The organism is Pseudomonas sp. DTU12.1 (genome assembly GCF_009873475.1).
In the GTDB taxonomy this organism is placed as follows: domain Bacteria; phylum Pseudomonadota; class Gammaproteobacteria; order Pseudomonadales; family Pseudomonadaceae; genus Aquipseudomonas; species Aquipseudomonas proteolytica.
Genome location: NZ_CP045254.1, coordinates 710,130 through 728,816 on the forward strand (window position 1 = coordinate 710,130; position 18,687 = coordinate 728,816).

An 18,687-nucleotide genomic window follows, 5' to 3' on the forward strand; every position below is an offset into this window, starting at 1 on the left:
CTGTCAGGCGATTGGCCCGCGTGGATAGCGTTTGAGCTTGTCCAGCAACTCGGAGCCGGGGATTGGCCGGTCGAACAGGTAGCCCTGGCCGACGTCGCATCGATGGCGGCGCAGGAACGCCAGTTGCTCGGCGGTCTCGATGCCTTCGGCGACCACCTTGAGCTTGAGGTTGTGCGCCATGGCGATCACCGCCGAGGTGATTTCCATGTCGTCCTGGTTGTCCGGGATTTCATGGATAAAGCTGCGGTCGATCTTGATGATGTCGATGGGGAATTTCTTCAGGTAACTCAGGGATGAGTAGCCGGTGCCGAAATCATCCATGGCCAGGGTCAGGCCGAAGCTCTTCAACTGGTCCAGTTGCAGGCGCGTATCTTCGGTGGCCTCCAGCAGCAGGCCTTCGGTCAGCTCCAGCTCCAGCAGATTGGCCGGCAGTTGTTCTTCCTTGAGGATGCTGGCGATGGAGGCCACCAGGTCCGGGTCGGAAAACTGCTTGGGCGACAGGTTGATCGCCACCTGCAGGTTGCCCATGCCGGCGGCGCTCAACTGCTTGCTCATGCGGCAGGCCTGGCGCGCGATCCATTTGCCGATGGGGATGATCAGCCCCGTCTCTTCCGCGACGCTGATGAACTGGTCCGGACGGATCATGCCCTTTTCCGGGTGGTTCCAGCGCAGCAGCGCTTCCATGCCCAGCAAGCGGCCGCTGCGCAGGCACAGCTTGGGCTGGTAGAACACGTCCAGCTCGTTCTGGGTCAGGGCGCGGCGCAGGTTGTTTTCGACGAACAGTTTGTAACTGGCCTCGGCATTCAGCGCCTCGGTAAACACCTGTACCTGGTGCTTGCCGTTGGCCTTGGCCTTGTGCAGCGCCAGGCCGGCGTTGCGCATCAAGGTCTGCGGGTCGCGGCCATGCAGCGGCGCGCAGGCCAGGCCCACGGAGCCGGTGACACTGATCAACTGGTTGTCGACGAACATCGGTTTGTCGAGGGTCATCAACAGCTGGGAGGCCATTTGCTGGCCGACCTCAAGGTCGGCGTTATCCAGCAGCACTGCAAATTCGTTACTGGCAAAGCGCGCCAGGCTGCCGCCGGCATTGAGGCTGTTGCGCAGGCGCCGGGCCAGGCTGATCAGCAGCTTGTCGCCGGTCTGGTGGCCGAGGCTGTCATTGATCCGCTTGAAGTTGTCGATGTCCACCAGCAGCAGGCTGATAGGCGCGTCGCTGTCACGGGCAAAGCGCTCATCGAGGTTGCGGATAAACGCCGGACGGTTGCCCAGGTTGGTCAGGTTGTCGGTGTAGGCCAGGCGCTCGATACGCTGCTGGGCGAGCTTGGTCTGGGTGATGTCTTCGTAGATGCCGATGTAGTGGGTCAGTTCGCGGTTGTCGCCATAGACCTTGGAAATCGACAGCTGGCCCCAGTACGGCTCGAGGTTTTTGCGCCGGCTCTTGAATTCGCCCTGCCAACTGTTGCTCTTGGCCAGGCTGGAAGGGGCGTCGAACAACAGTTCGCTGAGGTTTTCCAGGGCCGGCAACTGGGCCAGGCGATGGCCGTGGACTTCCTCGGTGCTGTACTGGGTGATCGCGGTGAAGCTGGGGTTGACGTATTCCACCACGCCGTCGCAATTGACCAGCAGGAAGGCATTGGCACTTTGCTCAACCGCGCGCTGGAACAGGTGCAGGGCGCTGGTGGCGGTGCGACGATTGTGGTTGTTGATGACCTGGGCGAACTGGTCGGCCAACTCGCCGGCAAAGGCGATCTCATCGGACAGCCAATCCCGGGTGCCAGTGCTTTGCTCCAGGCAGAGCACGCCCACGACCTGACCATCGACACGGATACTGGCGTCGAGCATTGCATGGATGTCCATGGGCCGCAGGCTTTCGACCATTTCCCGGGTGCGCGGGTCGCGCATTGCATTGCTGGCGTCGATGGCACGGCTGCTGTGCAGGGCTTCGAGGTAGTCCGGGAAGCCACTGGCATCGATCGGTGCCGGCATATGGTGCTGTTGGTCGGCGCGATGAAACGCAGAGATCGGCACCAGTTGCTGGCCTTCGAGGTTCCAGATGCTGGCGCAGTCGATCTGGTAGATATCACAGGCGCTGCGGGTGATCAGTTCGGCGGCTTCTTGCAGGGAGTTGGTGGTGCTGTAGCGCTGGCGGGCCAGCAGCAGGATCAGTTCCTGCTGGGCGCGCACCCGCTCCAGGTGTTGCAACTGCTCCTGTTGCGCGCGCTGGTTGAGCTCCAGGGCGATCTGCAGGCGGCTGTTCTGGTCTTCCAGGTCGGCGGCGGGCATCGGTGCCAGGTTGCTGAACAAGCCGTCTACCACCATCAGGTAGCCGCGCAGCAAGTGACGATTGTGTTGCTTGTAGGCCTCGCCCACCTCCAGCAGGCTCAGCGGGCCGTCGTTGGTGTGCAGGGTGTAGCGCACCAGGTAATGGGGGCTGGCGGTCAGTTGCTGCTGGATCGCATCATGCAACTGGTAGCGTGCCTGGGGTTCCATCAGGCTGGCGTAGGGGGCGCCGAGCAGCGAGCACAGCTCTACTGCGGGCAAGCCGAATTGGCGTTCACAATTGGGATCGAGGTACAGCAGCGCCCAGCTAGCCTCATTAAGCCGTTCGAAACGCAGCATACCGAGGCGCGAAGGCACCGGTAATTGCGTCACGACCTCGGCCGCCGTTCGGGCGACATCGGGTTGGCTTTTCATGGGGGAACTCGCTTGGAAAAATGCGCATCGCGCCGGGCTATCGCCCTCTTTACTGCTGTCTGCGGCAAGGTTGCATCATGCAGCGCGGACTGACAAGAGAGGATGAAGGCTAAGTGCTATAAGTGGGTTATCGGCCGCGCAGCGGTTTTCTACAGTCGCAATGATGGACGGTTATCCTGCATGCCCTTTGTAGGAGCGAGCTTGCTCGCGAAAATCGTTAACGATAACGCGCCTGACCTGAATGAGTGTGGCGTCTTTGAGTTTTTCGCGAGCAAGCTCGCTCCTACAGAAGGGGCATGGGCAATTCAAACAGGCAAAAAAAGCCCCGCCAAATTGGCGGGGTTGAGGTACGAGCGTGGCGCTCGGAAATCGTGCAGCCAGCCTCCCCCGATGAAGGGGGAGGCTGCTGCGGGTTACAGCAGGATGGTGCGGATATCGTTCAGCAACTGGCTCAGGCGCTGGGTGAAGCGTGCAGCGGCCGCGCCATTGATCACACGGTGATCGTAGGACAGCGACAGTGGCAGCATCAGCTTCGGCTGGAAGGCCTTGCCGTCCCACACAGGCTGGATAGTGGCCTTGGAAACACCGAGGATCGCCACTTCCGGCGCGTTGACGATTGGCGTGAAGCCAGTGCCGCCAATGTGCCCGAGGCTGGAGATGGTGAAGCAGGCGCCTTGCATGTCGTCCGGAGTCAGCTTCTTGTCGCGGGCCTTGGCAGCCAGTGCCGCGGCTTCGCCAGCAAGTTGCAGCAGGCTCTTCTGGTCGACGTTCTTGATGACCGGTACCAGCAGGCCATCCGGGGTGTCGACCGCAAAGCCGATGTGCACGTACTTCTTGCGAATGATCGCTTTGCCGCTTGGTGCCAGCGAACTGTTGAAGTCCGGCAGTTCCTTGAGCAGGTGCGCACAGGCCTTGAGCAGCAGTGGCAGTACGGTCAGTTTCACGCCGGCCTTCTCGGCCACGGCTTTCTGCGCAACGCGGAAAGCTTCCAGGTCGGTGATGTCGGCCTGGTCGAACTGAGTCACGTGCGGAATGTTCAGCCAGCTGGCGTGCAGACCGGCCGCGCCGATTTGCATCAGGCGGGTCATCGGCACTTCTTCGATTTCACCGAAGCGGCTGAAGTCCACGGTGCGGATCGGCGGAATGCCTGAGCCACCGGTGGCGGCGCCGGCAGCCGGAGCTTCCTTGGCTTTTTGCATCATGGATTTGACGTAGACCTGCACGTCTTCCTTGAGCACGCGACCGTGTGGGCCGGTAGGGCTGACAGCACTCAACTCGACACCGAATTCACGGGCCAATTGACGCACGGCAGGGCCGGCGTGGGCCTTGGCCCCACTTGGCGCAGGGGCAGCAGCCGGGGCCGGAGCGGCCTCGGCTTTTGCCGCAGGAGCCGGGGCGGCGGCAGGTGCAGCTTCAGCCTTGGCGGCCGGAGCAGCAGCGGCTGGTGCAGGGGCTGCAGCAGGAGCTGCGCCGCCCGCGACTTTCAGCTTGAGGATGAAGTCGCCAGTGCCGACTTCGTCTTCCAGCTTGACCGCGATGCTTTCCACCACGCCGGCAGCCGGCGAAGGGATTTCCATGGAGGCCTTGTCGGACTCCAGGGTGATCAGCGACTGGTCGGCTTCGACGGTGTCGCCGACCTTGACCAGCAGCTCGATGATCTTGGCCTTGCCCGACGAACCGATGTCCGGGACGTGAATGTCCTGAACGGTGGCCGCTGCCGGTGCAGCAGCCGGGGCCGCTGGGGCCTCGGCAGCAGCAGCGGGCTTTTCAGCCGGCGCAGGGTCAGCAGCTGCAGCAGGTGCCGCCGCCGGGGCCGCGTCAGCGGCTCCTTCGATTTCCAGCTCCAGCAGTTCGTCGCCTTCTTTCAGGCGGTCGCCCAGCTTCACTTTCAGGCTCTTGACCACGCCGGCCTTGGGAGCAGGGATTTCCATGCTCGCCTTGTCCGATTCCAGGGTCAGGATGCTCTGGTCGGCTTCGACTTTGTCGCCGACCTTCACAAACAGTTCAATTACTTCACCTTCACCGCTGCCGATGTCAGGTACGCGAATGAGCTCGCTCACAGATAGTTTCCTCAGCAGTCCAGTGGGTTGCGTTTTTCCGGGTTGATCCCGAACTTGACGATGGCGTCAGCCACCACCTTGGGTTCGATCTCTCCACGGTCAGCCAAGGCTTCCAGGGCTGCCAACACCACGAAGTGACGATCGACTTCGAAGAAGTGACGCAGCTTCTTGCGGCTGTCACTGCGGCCGAAACCGTCGGTGCCCAGCACTTTGAATTCCTTGGACGGGACCCACTGGCGAATTTGTTCAGCAAACAGCTTCATGTAGTCGGTAGAGGCGATAACCGGACCTTTACGGCCAGCCAGGCACTCTTCGACGTAGCTCAGCGCAGGCTTCTGGCCTGGGTGCAGGCGGTTGCTGCGTTCCACGGCCAGGCCGTCGCGACGCAGTTCGTTGAAGCTGGTAACGCTCCACACGTCAGCGCCGACGTTGAACTCTTCACGCAGGATCTTCGCCGCTTCACGCACTTCGCGCAGGATGGTGCCGGAGCCCATCAGCTGTACGTGGTGTGCCGCTTCCTTGGTGTCTTCTTCGAGCAGGTACATGCCCTTGATGATGCCTTCTTCAACACCGGCCGGCATGGCAGGTTGCTGGTAGGACTCGTTCATCACGGTGATGTAGTAGAAAACGTCCTGCTGCTCTTCGGTCATCTTCTTCATGCCGTCCTGGATGATCACCGCCAGCTCGTAGCCGTAGGTTGGATCAAAGGTGCGGCAGTTCGGGATGGTGGCAGCCAGGATGTGGCTGTGACCGTCTTCGTGTTGCAGGCCTTCGCCGTTGAGCGTGGTACGGCCGGCGGTGCCGCCGATCAGGAAGCCACGGGTACGGCTGTCGCCTGCTGCCCAAGCCAGGTCGCCAATACGCTGGAAGCCGAACATCGAGTAGAAGATGTAGAACGGCAGCATTGGCTGGTTGTGGCTGGAGTACGAAGTACCGGCAGCGATGAAGGAGCTCATGGCGCCCGCTTCGTTGATGCCTTCTTCGAGGATCTGGCCCTTCTTGTCTTCCTTGTAGAACATCACCTGGTCTTTATCGACTGGCTCGTAGAGCTGGCCGACGGAGGAGTAGATGCCCAACTGGCGGAACATGCCTTCCATACCGAAGGTACGGGCTTCGTCCGGGATGATCGGGACGATGCGCGGGCCGATTTCCTTGTCCTTGACCAGCTGCGCGAGGATCCGCACGAAGGCCATGGTGGTGGAGATTTCACGGTCGCCCGAACCATCAAGGATTGCCTTGAGGGTGCTGAGGTCCGGTGTCGGTACGCTGAAGCTCTGGGCGCGGCGCTGTGGCACGAAACCACCCAGGGCAGTGCGACGCTCGCTGAGGTAGCGGGCTTCGGCGCTGTTCGGCTCTGGCTTGAAGAACGGCAGGTTCTCCAGCTCTTCATCCTTGACCGGGATGTCGAAGCGGTCACGGAACAACTTCAGGCTGTCGACGTCGACTTTCTTGGTGTTGTGCGCAGTGTTCTTCGCTTCGCCGGCACCGGTGCCATAACCCTTGATGGTCTTGGCCAGGATGACGGTAGGTTGTTCTTTGTGGTTGACCGCTTCGTGGTACGCCGCGTAGACCTTGTACGGGTCGTGGCCGCCACGGTTGAGTTTCCAGATCTCGTCGTCGGAGAGGTCAGCAACCATCGCCTTGAGTTCAGGCGTGTTGAAGAAGTGTTCACGTACGAATGCGCCGTCTTTGGCCTTGTAGTTCTGGTACTCGCCGTCGATGACTTCGTCCATGCGACGTTGCAGGATGCCGTCGACGTCCTTGGCCAGCAGTGGGTCCCAGAAACGACCCCAGATGACTTTGGTCACGTTCCATTGGGCACCGCGGAACACGCCTTCGAGTTCCTGGATGATCTTGCCGTTGCCGCGAACCGGGCCGTCGAGGCGCTGCAGGTTGCAGTTGATGACGAAGATCAGGTTGTCCAGCTTCTCGCGGCCGGCCAGGGAGATGGCGCCCAGGGATTCCGGCTCGTCACACTCGCCGTCGCCCAGGAAGCACCAGACTTTCTGCTTGCCTTCGGGGATGAAGCCACGGGCTTCCAGGTACTTCATGAAACGTGCCTGGTAAATCGCCTGGATCGGGCCCAGACCCATGGAAACGGTCGGGAACTGCCAGAAGTCAGGCATCAGCCAAGGGTGCGGGTACGACGACAGGCCGCCACCGTCGACTTCCTGGCGGAAGTTGTTCATCTGGTCTTCGGTGATGCGACCTTCCATGAACGCACGGGCGTAGACGCCTGGCGAGGTGTGGCCCTGGAAGTAGATCAGGTCGCCGCCGTGTTCGTCGGTCGGGGCCTGGAAGAAGTAGTTGAAGCCGATGTCATACAGGGTTGCGCTGGAAGCGAAGCTGGAGATGTGACCGCCCAGGTCAGAATCTTTCAAGTTCGTGCGCATAACCATCGCCATCGCGTTCCAGCGTACCAGCGAGCGAATGCGGCGTTCCATGAACAGGTCGCCAGGCATGCGTGCTTCGTGGGTAACGGGGATGGTGTTGCGGTATGGCGTGGTGATGGCGTAAGGCAGTTGCGAGCCGCTGCGGGTCGCGAGTTCGCCCATACGGGTCATCAGGTAATGCGCACGGTCTTCGCCTTCTTTGTCGAGAACCGATTCCAGGGCGTCCAGCCATTCCTGGGTTTCGACGGGATCGAGGTCTTGCATGGCTTGCTCCAGGGCGGAAAGGCTACCAGAATCGGTTGCCTGAAGTTTGCGACTGGCCTTGTGGGCAGACGACATAAATTCTTGGATGGCCGAAGGTTGCTTCGGCGTCCTGTAGTTTTACTACAAATCGTCGGCCATTTCAGCCTTTCGAATGTATATACGAGTAGTAAAACTACACAAGACTGAGTGTATGACTCGGTCTGGCTGGTGAGCATAATCGTTATTGTTGATCTTTTGCGAACAAGAAAAGGTAGAAGTTTAATGTTGCCTGCCAAAATTAATGAATTTTCAGCTATTTCTAACTTTTGTTCGACAGTCCTTCGCCAAGCGTGGTTCTTGCGTTCACAGCCACAAGCCATTTACACGCCGATCAAGGATAGACCATGAGCCTTCCAATGCTGGTTGAACTCCCTGCCGTTCTGTTGCCGTTTGCCAGCCGGGCCGAGCAGTCATTTCGTGACGCAGCGGCCACGCTGGATGCCGATCATGGCCTGTCCGCGTGGACGCCGCAACGTTGGGCCGACTTCGCCCGTGTCTGCGCCGCCAGTGATTTTGTGATTGAACAGAGTGTTCGTGACCCTTTGATGTTGCTGGAACTGGTGGCCTGGGGCGAACTGGATCGCGGCTTTGCACCCGATGAGCTGTGTGGGCAGATTGCCGCAGCGGTGCAACAGGCTGAAACAGAAGACGAGCTGGGCCGCGTCCTGCGTCGCCAGCGGACCCGCCAGCAGGTGCGGATTATCTGGCGCGACCTGACCCGACAGGCGGACCTGGTGCAGACCTGCCGCGACCTGTCGGACATGGCCGACGCCAGCATCGACCAGGCTTACCAGTGGCTGTACCAGCGCCATTGCGCGCAATTCGGCACCCCCACCGGCGGGCGCAGCGGCGAGCCGCAGCAGATGGTCATCCTCGGCATGGGCAAGCTGGGGGCGGTGGAGTTGAACCTGTCGTCGGACATCGACCTGATCTTCGCCTACCCCGAGGGCGGCGAGACCGTGGGCGCCAAGCGTGCCCTGGACAATCAGGAGTTCTTTATCCGCCTGGGCCAGAAGCTGATCAAGGCCCTGGACCCGATGACCGTCGACGGTTTTGTGTTCCGTGTCGACATGCGTTTGCGGCCTTATGGCTCAGCCGGGGCGCTGGTGCTCAGTTTCAATGCCTTGGAGCAGTACTACCAGGACCAGGGGCGCGACTGGGAACGCTACGCGATGATCAAGGCGCGGGTGGTGGCCGGCGACCAGGTGGCGGGTGCGCAATTGCTCGACCTGCTGCGCCCGTTCGTCTACCGGCGCTACCTGGACTTTTCCGCGATCGAAGCGCTGCGCACCATGAAGCAGTTGATCCAGCAGGAAGTGCGGCGCAAGGGCATGGCCGACAATATCAAGCTGGGCGCGGGCGGCATCCGCGAGGTGGAGTTTATCGCCCAGGCGTTCCAGCTGATTCACGGCGGGCGCGACCTCAGCCTGCAACAGCGGCCATTGTTGAAGGTGCTGGGCACCCTGGAAGGCCAGGGCTACCTGCCGCCGGCGGTGATTGCCGAGCTGCGCAGCGGCTATGAATTCCTGCGTTACACCGAACATGCGATCCAGGCCATCGCTGATCGCCAGACACAGATGCTGCCCAACACTGACGAAGACCAGGCGCGGATCGCGTTCATGATGGGCTTTGCCGACTGGACCGCGTTCCATGAGCAATTGATGTACTGGCGTGGCCGGGTGGACTGGCATTTTCGCCAGGTGATTGCCGATCCGGACGAAGAGGAGGGTGTAGAAAGCGAATTGGTGGTGGGCGGCGAGTGGTTGCCGCTGTGGGAGGAATCCCAAAATGAAGAGGCGGCCTGCCGCCAATTGGCCGAAGGTGGCTTTGCCGACGCACCCAAGGCCCTCAAGGCCCTGGCCAGCCTGCGCGGCAGCCCGCAGTTGCGGGCGATGCAGCGCCTGGGGCGTGAGCGGTTGGATGCATTCATCCCGCGCCTGCTGGCCCAGGCGGTCGAGCACGCCAATCCGGACCTGGTGCTGGAGCGCGTATTGCCGCTGGTGGAAGCGGTGGCGCGGCGGTCCGCTTATCTGGTGCTGTTGACCGAAAACCCTGACGCCCTGCGTCGGCTGTTGACCCTGTGCGCCGCCAGCCCATGGATTGCCGAGCAGATCACCCGCTTCCCGCTGCTGCTGGACGAATTGCTCAACGAAGGCCGGCTGTTCAAGCCGCCCTTGGCGCCGGAGTTGGCCGCCGAATTGCGCGAGCGCCTCACGCGCATCCCCGAGGATGACCTTGAGCAGCAGATGGAAGCTCTGCGCCACTTCAAGCTGGCCCACCGCTTGCGCGTAGCGGCGTCGGAAATCGCCGGCAGCCTGCCGCTGATGAAGGTCAGCGACTACCTGACCTGGCTTGCCGAGGCCATTCTCGAGCAAGTGCTGGCCCTGGCCTGGCGCCAGACCGTGGCCCGCCATGGTACGCCGCAGCGCCTGGACGGCACCTTGTGCGATCCCGGATTTATCATCGTCGGCTATGGCAAGGTCGGCGGCATCGAGCTGGGACATGGCTCGGACCTGGACCTGGTGTTTATCCATGACGGTGACCCGCAGGCCGAAACCGATGGCGCCAAGCCAATCGATGGTGCGCAGTTCTTTACGCGCCTGGGCCAGCGGATCATTCACCTGTTGACCACCCAGACCAACTCCGGGCAATTGTACGAAGTGGATATGCGCCTGCGACCTTCTGGCGCATCCGGGCTGCTGGTCAGCTCCCTGGGGGCCTTTGCCCGCTATCAGGAAAACGAGGCCTGGACCTGGGAGCATCAGGCCCTGGTGCGGGCGCGGGTATTGGTCGGCAGCCAGGATGTGGGCCGCGCGTTTGAAGGCGTGCGGGCGCAGGTGTTGGGGCGCACACAGGACCTGGCGAAGCTGCGCCAGGAGGTCAGCGAGATGCGCGCCAAGATGCGCGACAACCTGGGCACCAAGTCGACCGGGGCCGGCACGGCGGCGAATGCCTTCGAGCCCACGGCGGTGTTCGATCTCAAGCAGGACGCCGGAGGTATCGTCGATATTGAATTTATGGTGCAATACGCCGCTTTGGCGTGGTCTGCGCAACATCCGTCGTTGCTACGCTATACCGACAATATCCGCATCCTGGAAGGCCTGGAGCAGGTCGGGCTGATGCCCGCCGCCGATGCCCACCTGTTGCGCGAGGTGTATAAGGCCTACCGCTCGGCGGCCCATCGCCAGGCCCTGCAGAACGAGGCTGGGGTGGTTGCCGGGGATCAGTTTGCTGACGAACGGCGCCAGGTGAAACGGATCTGGCAAGAACTGGGGTTAAGCTAAAACACTACAGCGACCCCAATTGAATGTGGAGACCGGCTTTATGTGGGAGCGGGCTTGCCCGCGATGCAGGCGCTGCGGTCTGGCTGGCAGCACGCGGTGATGCTATCGCGGGCAAGCCCGCTCCCACACAAACCGTGACCTACAGTAATTATCGAGGCGGGGAGGCATGAGCCTCCCCGAATCGTTTGTGGAAACTACATGAATATTCTGATCGTTGGGCCCAGTTGGGTCGGTGACATGGTGATGGCGCAGACACTGTTCCAGTGCCTGAAACAGCGTCATCCCGACTGCCAAATCGACGTGCTCGCCCCCGAGTGGAGCCGGCCGATCCTGGAGCGCATGCCTGAAGTCCGGCAGGCCTTGAGCTTCCCGCTCGGCCATGGCGCGCTGGAGCTGGCGACCCGACGGCGCATCGGCAAGTCCCTGGCCGGCCAGTATGACCAGGCGATCCTGCTGCCCAACTCGATGAAGTCGGCGCTGGTGCCGTTCTTTGCCGGCATCCCCAAGCGCACCGGCTGGCGCGGCGAGTTCCGCTATGGCTTGCTCAATGATGTGCGCAAGCTCGACAAGGCCCGCTACCCGCTGATGATCGAGCGCTTCATGGCCCTGGCCTACGCGCCTGATGCCGAGTTGCCGACGCCGTATCCGCGGCCGAGCCTGCAAATCGACCCGGTTACTCGCGATGCGGCCCTGGCCAAGTTCGGCCTGACCCTGGATCGGCCGGTGCTGGCGCTGTGTCCGGGCGCCGAGTTTGGCGAGTCCAAGCGCTGGCCGTCGGAGCACTACGCCAGGGTCGCCGAGCTGAAAATCCGCGAAGGCTGGCAAGTCTGGCTGTTTGGCTCGAAAAACGATCACTCGGTGGGTGAAGACATCCGCCAACGCCTGATCCCCGGCCTGCGCGAAGAAGCGGTCAACCTCAGTGGCGATACCTCGCTGGCCGAGGCGATTGACCTGCTGTCCTGCGCCGATTCGGTGGTGTCCAACGACTCCGGCCTGATGCATGTGGCCGCTGCGCTGAACCGCCCGCTGGTGGCGGTGTATGGCTCCACGTCCCCAGGCTTCACCCCGCCATTGGCCGACAAGGTGGAAGTGGTGCGCCTGGGCCTGGATTGCAGCCCGTGTTTTGAACGCACCTGCCGTTTCGGCCACTACAATTGCCTGCGTCAGTTGCTGCCCGATTCGGTAGCCGAGGCCTTGCAGCGGTTGCAGGGCAACGTGGTCGAGGTTCATTGAGTTGCGGGTACTGGTAATCAAGACCTCATCCCTGGGCGATGTGATCCACGCATTGCCGGCATTGACCGACGCGGCCCGGGCGATTCCGGGGATTCGCTTCGACTGGGTGGTGGAGGAAGGCTTCGCCGAAATCCCCACCTGGCATCCTGCGGTGGACAAGGTGATCCCGGTGGCGATTCGCCGCTGGCGCAAGAACCTCTGGCAGACCTTCAAGAGCGGCGAATGGCGGCGCTTCAAGAAGCAGATCCAGTCCACCAAATATGACCTGGTGATCGACGCCCAGGGCCTGCTGAAAAGCGCCTGGCTGACCCGCTATGTGCGGGCGCCGGTGGCCGGCTTCGACAAGCAGTCGGCCCGCGAGCCCATTGCCGCACGTTTCTACTCCCGGCGCCTGGCGGTTGCCCGTGGCCAGCATGCAGTTGAGCGCTTGCGCCAGTTGTTCGCCGTGGCCCTGGGCTATGACCTGCCCAAGGGCCTGGGGGATTACGGCCTGAGCACCGAAAAACTGCTGGGCTTGCCGCCCAAGAAACCGTTCGTACTGCTGCTGCACGGCACCACCTGGGACACCAAGCATTGGCCCGAAGCCTACTGGCGCGACCTGGCCGAACGCATGGGCAGCCTGGGGGTGGATGTGAAGTTGCCGTGGGGCAATGCCGCCGAAAAGGCTCGGGCCGAGCGCCTGGCCCAAGGCCTGGCCAACGCTGAAGTGTTGCCTAAATTGAATCTGGCCGGTGTGGCGCGCGTCCTGGCTGGTGCCCGGGCCTGTGTCGCCGTGGATACCGGCCTGGGGCATCTGGCCGCTGCGCTGGATGTGCCGACGATCTCTCTGTTCGGCCCGACCAACCCGGGCCTGACCGGTGCGTATGGCAAGGCGCAGATCCATTTGGGCAGCGATTTCCCCTGCGCGCCGTGCCTGCAAAAGAAATGCACCTACCAACCGACCGCTGAAGACCAGCGCCGGTTTGATCTCAAGCGCGAGTGGCCGCTGTGCTTTACTCGCCTGAACCCTGAGCGTGTGGCCAGCCGACTGAGCACGTTGTTATTGGCTGAGGAGCTGCACTGATGCAACTGGCATTTGTTCTGTACAAATATTTCCCCTTTGGTGGCTTGCAGCGCGACTTCATGCGCATCGCCCTGGAGTGCCAGCAGCGCGGCCACCAGATCCGTGTCTACACCCTGATCTGGGAAGGCGACATCCCGCCGGGCTTTGAAGTGCTGGTGGCGCCGGTCAAGGCGTTCTTCAATCATCGGCGCAACGAAAAATTGACCGCCTGGATGCAGGCCGACCTGGCCAAGCGCCCGGTGGACCGCTTGATCGGCTTCAACAAAATGCCGGGCCTGGATGTGTACTACGCCGCAGACGGCTGTTTTGAAGACAAGGCGCAGAACCTGCGCCACTCGCTGTACCGCAGTTTTGGCCGCTATCGGCATTTTTCCGAGTACGAGCGTGCGGTGTTTGCCAAGGACGCCAAGACTGAAGTCCTGATGATCTCCGAGGTCCAGCAGCCGCTGTTTATCAAGCATTACGACACGCCGCTGGAGCGCTTCCACCTGTTGCCGCCGGGCATCGCCCAGGATCGTCGGGCGCCGCCGGATGCGGCCCAGATCCGGGCCGGGTTCCGGGCCGAATTCAACCTCGCGGACGATGATTTGCTGCTGGTGCAGATCGGTTCGGGCTTCAAGACCAAGGGCGTGGACCGCAGCCTCAAGGCGCTGGCGGCGCTGCCTGCGGATCTGAAAAAGCGCACCCGCCTGTTTGTAATTGGCCAGGACGACCCCAAAGTATTCCAACTGCAGAGTGCTACCCTTGGGCTGGGCGACAACGTGCAGTTCCTCAAGGGGCGCAGTGATATCCCGCGTTTCCTGCTGGGCGCCGACCTGTTGATTCACCCGGCGTACAACGAAAATACCGGGACTGTGCTGCTCGAAGCAGTGGTGGCCGGGTTGCCGGTGTTGGTCACGGCGGTGTGTGGGTATGCCCATTACATCCGCGAGGCCGATTGCGGGCGTGTGCTGGACGAGCCGTTCGAGCAGGCCCAGCTCAACCAGTACCTGGCCGGGATGCTCAGCGATCAGCAGCAACGTGCGGCCTGGAGCCGCAATGGTCTGGCCTTCGCCGAGACGGCCGACCTCTATAGCATGCCGCAGCACGCTGCGGATGTAATTCTGGCGGAGCAACACTGATGAAGTTGATTCTTGCCGAACCGTTCAAGAGCCTTTGGGCCGGGCGCGATGCGTTCGCCGAAGTCGAGCTGTTGGACGGTGAGGTTTACCGTGAACTGGAAGCCCGTCGTACCTTGCGTACCGAGGTGGATGGGCGCGGCTACTTTGTGAAAATCCACCGTGGCATCGGCTGGGGTGAAATCTTCAAGAACCTGTTCACCGCCAAGTTGCCGGTGCTGGGCGCCGGGCAGGAGTGGCAGGCAATCCAGCGCCTGCACGAAGTTGGCGTACCGACCATGACCGCCGTGGCCTATGGCGAACGCGGCGCCAACCCGGCCGACCAGCATTCCTTTATTGTCACCGAAGAGCTGGCGCCGACCATCAGCCTGGAAGACTTGAGCATGGATTGGCTCAAGCAGCCGCCCGAGCCGCGTCTCAAGCGCGCGCTGATTGCCGAAGTGGCGCGCATGACCGGGATGATGCATCGCGCTGGCGTCAACCATCGTGACTGCTACATCTGTCACTTCCTGCTGCACACCGACAAGCCGGTAACCGCCGATGACTTCAAACTCTCGGTGATCGACCTGCACCGCGCCCAGGTGCGGCCGCGCATCAGCCAGCGCTGGCGCAACAAGGATTTGGCGGCCCTGTATTTCTCGATCCTGGATATTGGCCTGACCCGCCGCGACAAGTTGCGTTTCCTCAAAGGCTACTTCCAGCAGCCCCTGCGCCAGATCCTGGCCGAGGAAGGCGCGTTGCTGCAGTGGCTGGAGCGTAAGGCCAGCAAGCTCTATGACCGCAAAGTCCGGTACGGAGGTGCACTCTGATGGCGGGTTGGAACCTGGAACCTGCTTACTCGGAGCTTGTGGACGATTTTGGTAGCCTCGACGCAGTGTTCGCCCTGCAGGGCGAGCGGCTGACCCGTGATCCGCTGTCCGAAGTCATTCGCGTGGAGCGCGGCGGGATCAACTATTACGTCAAGCGCTACACCGGCGCCGGCAAAGGCCTGCGCCGTTACCTGGGCAAGCCCCGGGTCAAGTCCGAGTGGCAGAACCTCAAGCGCTTCGCCAAGTGGGGCATCCCAACCGCCGAAGTCGTGGCCTGGGGCCTGGAGCGCAAGGGCCTGGCCTATGATCGTGGGGCGATGATCACCCGCGAGTTGCCGCGCACCGAAGACCTGGCGGCCCTGGCTGAACGCAAGGACCCGCAGTTGTCCGACCCGGTGTGGGTCGACAAGGTCAGCCGCCAGCTCGCTGAATACACCCGGACCATGCACGACCACCGCTTTACCCACAACGATTTGAAGTGGCGCAACCTGCTGATCGACGACCAGCAGACCCTGTACCTGATCGACTGCCCCAACGGTGACTTCTGGCGCGGGTTCTGGCTCAAGTATCGGATCACCAAGGACTTGGCGTGCCTGGACAAGGTTGCCAAATACCACTTGTCTGCCACCCAGCGCCTACGCTTCTACATGCAATATCGTCGGCTCAAGCACCTGGGCGTATCGGATAAACAGCGGATCCGCCATGTACTGAAGTTTTTCGAGGGACGCGAATGAATGACTTCCTGGCAACTGAAGACCGGGCCTTGCTGGAGCGCAATGGCCTGGCTGACTTTGATGCCCTGTGGGCCAGGCAACTGGACGCAGTGGACGAGCCCAACACCAGTCGCGGCGGTTGGAGCAGCGTGTTTCGCCTGGAGCTGGAGGGTCGCGGTTTTTACCTCAAGCGCCAGAGCAACTACCTGACGCGCACCCTGCATCGGCCGTTTGGCGAGCCGACCTTTGCCCGCGAGTTTCGCAATATCAGCCGCTATCGGCAGAAGGCGATCCCGGCTTTGCAGGCCGCCTTTTATGGTGAGCGCAAAGTTGCGGGCGAATACCGCGCCTTGCTGCTGACCCGCGCGCTGGATGGCTGGAATGACCTGGATTCGCTGCTGGAGCAGTGGCCAGCCCTGAGCGACGCCCAGCACCATGCGATCCTCGTGGCCTGCGGCCATTTGGCGCGCAAGCTCCATGGCGTCGGCCAGGTGCATGGCTGTTTTTACCCCAAGCATATCTTCCTGCAGGCCACCGGCGACGGTTACGCAGCGCAGTTGATCGACCTGGAAAAAACCCGGCCGCTGTTGCTGGGCCGGCGTGACCGGGTCAAGGACCTGGAGCCGTTGCTGCGGCGTGCCGGGGCCTGGACAGCAGAGCAGGTGCGGCAATTTCTGGCGGCCTACCTCGACCAGCCGGTGGACAGCTCCCTGGTGGATACCTGGGCACGTTACCTGGCAGGGCGGCGCAGTCACAAGGAGGCCCGCTGATGCGCTTGTCTGAACTCAAAAATGCCGGGCGCACGCCTGCGCTGCCCTTGAGTATCGAGTTGGCGGATGCGGCCGGCCCAGGGCAATTGCAGCTGCTGAGCCTGCTGCGGGTGTTGCCGGGCCAGCGTTATGTGGGTGCGGCTATCTGGCGCGGCCGGCCGGTGCTGGCCAAGTTGCTGGTGGGTGGCAGCGCCGCCCGGCATTTCCAGCGTGAACTCCAGGGCGTGCGCCTGCTGGCCGAGCAAGGCCTGACCACGCCGCTGTTGCTGGCTGACGGTCTGCAAGACGGTGAGGGCGGCTGGCTGTTGTTCGAGTTTCTCGACGGCGCACACAGCCTGGCCGAGGCCTGGGCAGCGGTTGAAAGCATGCCGCCTCTGGCGGATGAACAGCAGGCTGTGTTGGCCGAAGCACTGGGCGCGATTGCACAGATGCACACCAAGGGCCTGTGGCAGGAAGACCTGCACCTGGACAACCTGATGCGCCAGGGCGACAAGCTGTATTTGATCGATGGTGGCGGGATCTGCGTCGAACAGGCGGGCAAGCCCCTGTCACGCAACCGGGTACTGGAAAACCTCGGGGTGTTTTTTGCCCAGTTGCCGAGCGACCTCGAGCCGTTTACCGAAGAATTGTTGGTGCACTACCTGTTAAGCAATGGCGAACACGCCTTGCCCCTGGAAGCCCTGCAAAAGCAGGTGCGCAAAGTGCGGGCCTGGCGCTTGAAAGACTTCCTGGGCAAGGTCGGCCGCGAGTGCACCTTGTTCAGCGTGGTGCGCGGGGCCTTTGGGCTGCGGGCGATCCGCCGGGAAGAGGAGGCGGCCCTGCTGCCGGTACTGGCAAACGTCGATGGGCTCATCGGCCAAGGCCAGATGTACAAGGCCGGCGCCTCGGCCACGGTGGCCCGAGTGGATGTGGCCGGGCGACCACTGGTGATCAAGCGCTACAACATCAAGGGGTTTGTGCACTTGCTCAAGCGCTTCTGGCGGCCAAGCCGCGCCTGGCACGCCTGGTACGAAGGCAATCGCCTGACGTTCCTGGGGATCGCCACGCCCAAGCCCCTGGCACTTCTGGAGCGGCGTTTTTTCTGGCTGCGCAGCCGGGCGTATCTGGTTACCGAGCATTTGGCCGGGCCAGACCTGATTGAGCATCTGGCCCCTTATGTCGAAAGCGGCGAGGTACCCGAGCCCGAACTGCTGGCCCTGGAGCGCCTGTTTGGCGAACTGATTCGCGAGCGGATCAGTCATGGCGACTTCAAGGGGCGCAACCTGTTCTGGCAGGGAGGGCGCTGGGTGCTGATAGATCTGGACTCGATGTGCCAGCACGGCTCACTGAGTAGTTTTGCGCCGGCGTTTGCCAAGGATCGTGCGCGGTTCATGCGCAACTGGCCGGTCGATAGCGCGTTGTATCGAGTAATCGATCAGCGCTTGCCCAGCAGGATCGACGGCGTCCTGTAGCTGCACGCTTGCCCGCTCCTGACAGGGCGGGCTCAGCTCATGCGTAGTGTTTCATCTTGTATATTGATTAATGATTGTTGAGTCGTTGTGCGCTCGAATTATTTGAGAGCGCAAAATCATGTCATGAAAAACTGATCTTAAGTGTATGTGGGGAGTTCTGTCTCGGATTAGTCCGATACTTCTCATTGGGTGTGTATGTGTTCGGTTATGTGGTTTTACATCTCGTGATGTTTGATCTTTATTTGAGTTTTTTGTGCTGTTGAAAGTTGTGGGTTGGGGATGTAGCTTTTGCGTTAACAGGTTGCGTGGCCTGTTAATGTCTTTAAGTTTGGAGAGTTTTATCATGTCTAATATTGGTAGTGTTTCGGGTTATAACTTTCAACCTTATGAGGGAGTTGGCTATAAGGAAAAAGAGATAGCTCGGCCCAATAAACTGGATCTTACCGCTGGAGAGGATGCGCAAGTGCTTGATCCCCGCACCGGCACCTGGGGGCCGGCGGTCGCTGCTGGCGAGGGTCGAGGCAGGGCTCCTGAGGAGCCTATCGATAGGGAAATTCCCTATGACCCTACCGGCAAAAGCTACGGGCCGGCCGATGCTGCCGGTCAGGTGATAGATGTGGAGATTCCTTATGACCCTACGGGAAAGAGCTATGAATCTACCGACCCGGATGGTCAATTGATTGATGTGGAAATTCCTTATGATCCTACCGGGCTCTATGGTAGTACTCCGGACAAGAACGAAACCGATAAACCCGCTAGCACTCATCGTACTCACTTGAGTTCTATTCGGTAAGTT

At 61.6% G+C, this 18,687-nt stretch carries 12 protein-coding genes; 9 read left to right on the forward strand and 3 right to left on the reverse strand.

What is annotated here, in order from left to right:
• Window positions 1-3: 3 nt before the first annotated feature.
• The 3 genes from GDV60_RS03100 to aceE form a co-directional block, all read right to left on the reverse strand.
• On the reverse strand, window positions 4-2,694 hold the full coding sequence (locus tag GDV60_RS03100; protein WP_029299205.1) for a bifunctional diguanylate cyclase/phosphodiesterase: 2,691 nt from the start codon (window positions 2,692-2,694) through the stop codon (window positions 4-6).
• A gap of 413 nt (window positions 2,695-3,107) precedes the next feature.
• Window positions 3,108-4,754, reverse strand: a complete 1,647-nt coding sequence (gene aceF / locus GDV60_RS03105; RefSeq protein WP_092232975.1) for a dihydrolipoyllysine-residue acetyltransferase — start codon at window positions 4,752-4,754, stop codon at window positions 3,108-3,110.
• Window positions 4,755-4,765: 11 nt separating this feature from the next.
• Window positions 4,766-7,411 (reverse strand): pyruvate dehydrogenase (acetyl-transferring), homodimeric type, encoded by a 2,646-nt coding sequence (gene aceE / locus GDV60_RS03110; protein ID WP_029299202.1) that lies wholly within the window; start codon window positions 7,409-7,411, stop codon window positions 4,766-4,768.
• Between the two features lie 383 nt (window positions 7,412-7,794).
• On the opposite strand from aceE, the gene glnE reads away from it, so the two are divergent.
• The 9 genes from glnE to GDV60_RS03155 all read left to right on the forward strand — a co-directional run bounded on the left by glnE (window position 7,795) and on the right by GDV60_RS03155 (window position 18,684).
• Window positions 7,795-10,734, forward strand: coding sequence for a bifunctional [glutamate--ammonia ligase]-adenylyl-L-tyrosine phosphorylase/[glutamate--ammonia-ligase] adenylyltransferase (gene glnE, locus GDV60_RS03115; RefSeq protein ID WP_133713939.1), 2,940 nt, complete (start codon window positions 7,795-7,797; stop codon window positions 10,732-10,734).
• A 198-nt stretch (window positions 10,735-10,932) separates the two neighbouring features.
• On the forward strand, window positions 10,933-11,967 hold the full coding sequence (gene waaF / locus GDV60_RS03120; protein WP_029299199.1) for a lipopolysaccharide heptosyltransferase II: 1,035 nt from the start codon (window positions 10,933-10,935) through the stop codon (window positions 11,965-11,967).
• A 1-nt stretch (window position 11,968) separates the two neighbouring features.
• On the forward strand, window positions 11,969-13,030 hold the full coding sequence (gene waaC / locus GDV60_RS03125; protein ID WP_032862116.1) for a lipopolysaccharide heptosyltransferase I: 1,062 nt from the start codon (window positions 11,969-11,971) through the stop codon (window positions 13,028-13,030).
• Entirely contained in the window at window positions 13,030-14,151 is a 1,122-nt protein-coding gene (locus GDV60_RS03130) for a glycosyltransferase family 4 protein (RefSeq protein ID WP_159906261.1), read from the forward strand. The genes waaC and GDV60_RS03130 overlap by 1 nt, the downstream gene beginning before the upstream one ends.
• Window positions 14,151-14,957: a lipopolysaccharide core heptose(I) kinase RfaP gene (rfaP, locus tag GDV60_RS03135; protein ID WP_029299193.1), complete on the forward strand. Its 807-nt coding sequence runs from the start codon at window positions 14,151-14,153 to the stop codon at window positions 14,955-14,957. The genes GDV60_RS03130 and rfaP overlap by 1 nt, the downstream gene beginning before the upstream one ends.
• Complete coding sequence (locus GDV60_RS03140; protein WP_159906263.1) at window positions 14,957-15,691, forward strand: lipopolysaccharide kinase InaA family protein; 735 nt, start codon at window positions 14,957-14,959, stop codon at window positions 15,689-15,691. Before rfaP ends, GDV60_RS03140 begins: the two co-directional genes overlap by 1 nt.
• Complete coding sequence (locus GDV60_RS03145) at window positions 15,688-16,440, forward strand: lipopolysaccharide kinase InaA family protein (RefSeq protein WP_159906265.1); 753 nt, start codon at window positions 15,688-15,690, stop codon at window positions 16,438-16,440. Before GDV60_RS03140 ends, GDV60_RS03145 begins: the two co-directional genes overlap by 4 nt.
• Window positions 16,440-17,891: a lipopolysaccharide kinase InaA family protein gene (locus tag GDV60_RS03150; protein WP_159906267.1), complete on the forward strand. Its 1,452-nt coding sequence runs from the start codon at window positions 16,440-16,442 to the stop codon at window positions 17,889-17,891. The genes GDV60_RS03145 and GDV60_RS03150 overlap by 1 nt, the downstream gene beginning before the upstream one ends.
• Before the next feature lie 343 nt (window positions 17,892-18,234).
• Window positions 18,235-18,684 carry a hypothetical protein gene (locus GDV60_RS03155; protein WP_159906269.1) on the forward strand — a complete coding sequence of 150 codons (450 nt, stop codon included), beginning with the start codon at window positions 18,235-18,237 and terminating at the stop codon, window positions 18,682-18,684.
• Window positions 18,685-18,687: the final 3 nt, after the last annotated feature.

Excerpts from the sequence above, each read along its gene's own strand:
- GDV60_RS03155 (WP_159906269.1), top strand. The coding sequence starts at position 18,235 with ATGTCTAATATTGGTAGTGTTTCGGGTTATAACTTTCAACCTTATGAG.
- glnE (WP_133713939.1), top strand. The coding sequence starts at position 7,795 with ATGAGCCTTCCAATGCTGGTTGAACTCCCTGCCGTTCTGTTGCCGTTT.
- rfaP (WP_029299193.1), top strand. The coding sequence starts at position 14,151 with ATGAAGTTGATTCTTGCCGAACCGTTCAAGAGCCTTTGGGCCGGGCGC.
- waaF (WP_029299199.1), top strand. The coding sequence starts at position 10,933 with ATGAATATTCTGATCGTTGGGCCCAGTTGGGTCGGTGACATGGTGATG.
- GDV60_RS03100 (WP_029299205.1), bottom strand. The coding sequence starts at position 2,694 with ATGAAAAGCCAACCCGATGTCGCCCGAACGGCGGCCGAGGTCGTGACG.
- GDV60_RS03150 (WP_159906267.1), top strand. The coding sequence starts at position 16,440 with ATGCGCTTGTCTGAACTCAAAAATGCCGGGCGCACGCCTGCGCTGCCC.
- aceE (WP_029299202.1), bottom strand. The coding sequence starts at position 7,411 with ATGCAAGACCTCGATCCCGTCGAAACCCAGGAATGGCTGGACGCCCTG.
- GDV60_RS03130 (WP_159906261.1), top strand. The coding sequence starts at position 13,030 with ATGCAACTGGCATTTGTTCTGTACAAATATTTCCCCTTTGGTGGCTTG.
- GDV60_RS03140 (WP_159906263.1), top strand. The coding sequence starts at position 14,957 with ATGGCGGGTTGGAACCTGGAACCTGCTTACTCGGAGCTTGTGGACGAT.
- GDV60_RS03145 (WP_159906265.1), top strand. The coding sequence starts at position 15,688 with ATGAATGACTTCCTGGCAACTGAAGACCGGGCCTTGCTGGAGCGCAAT.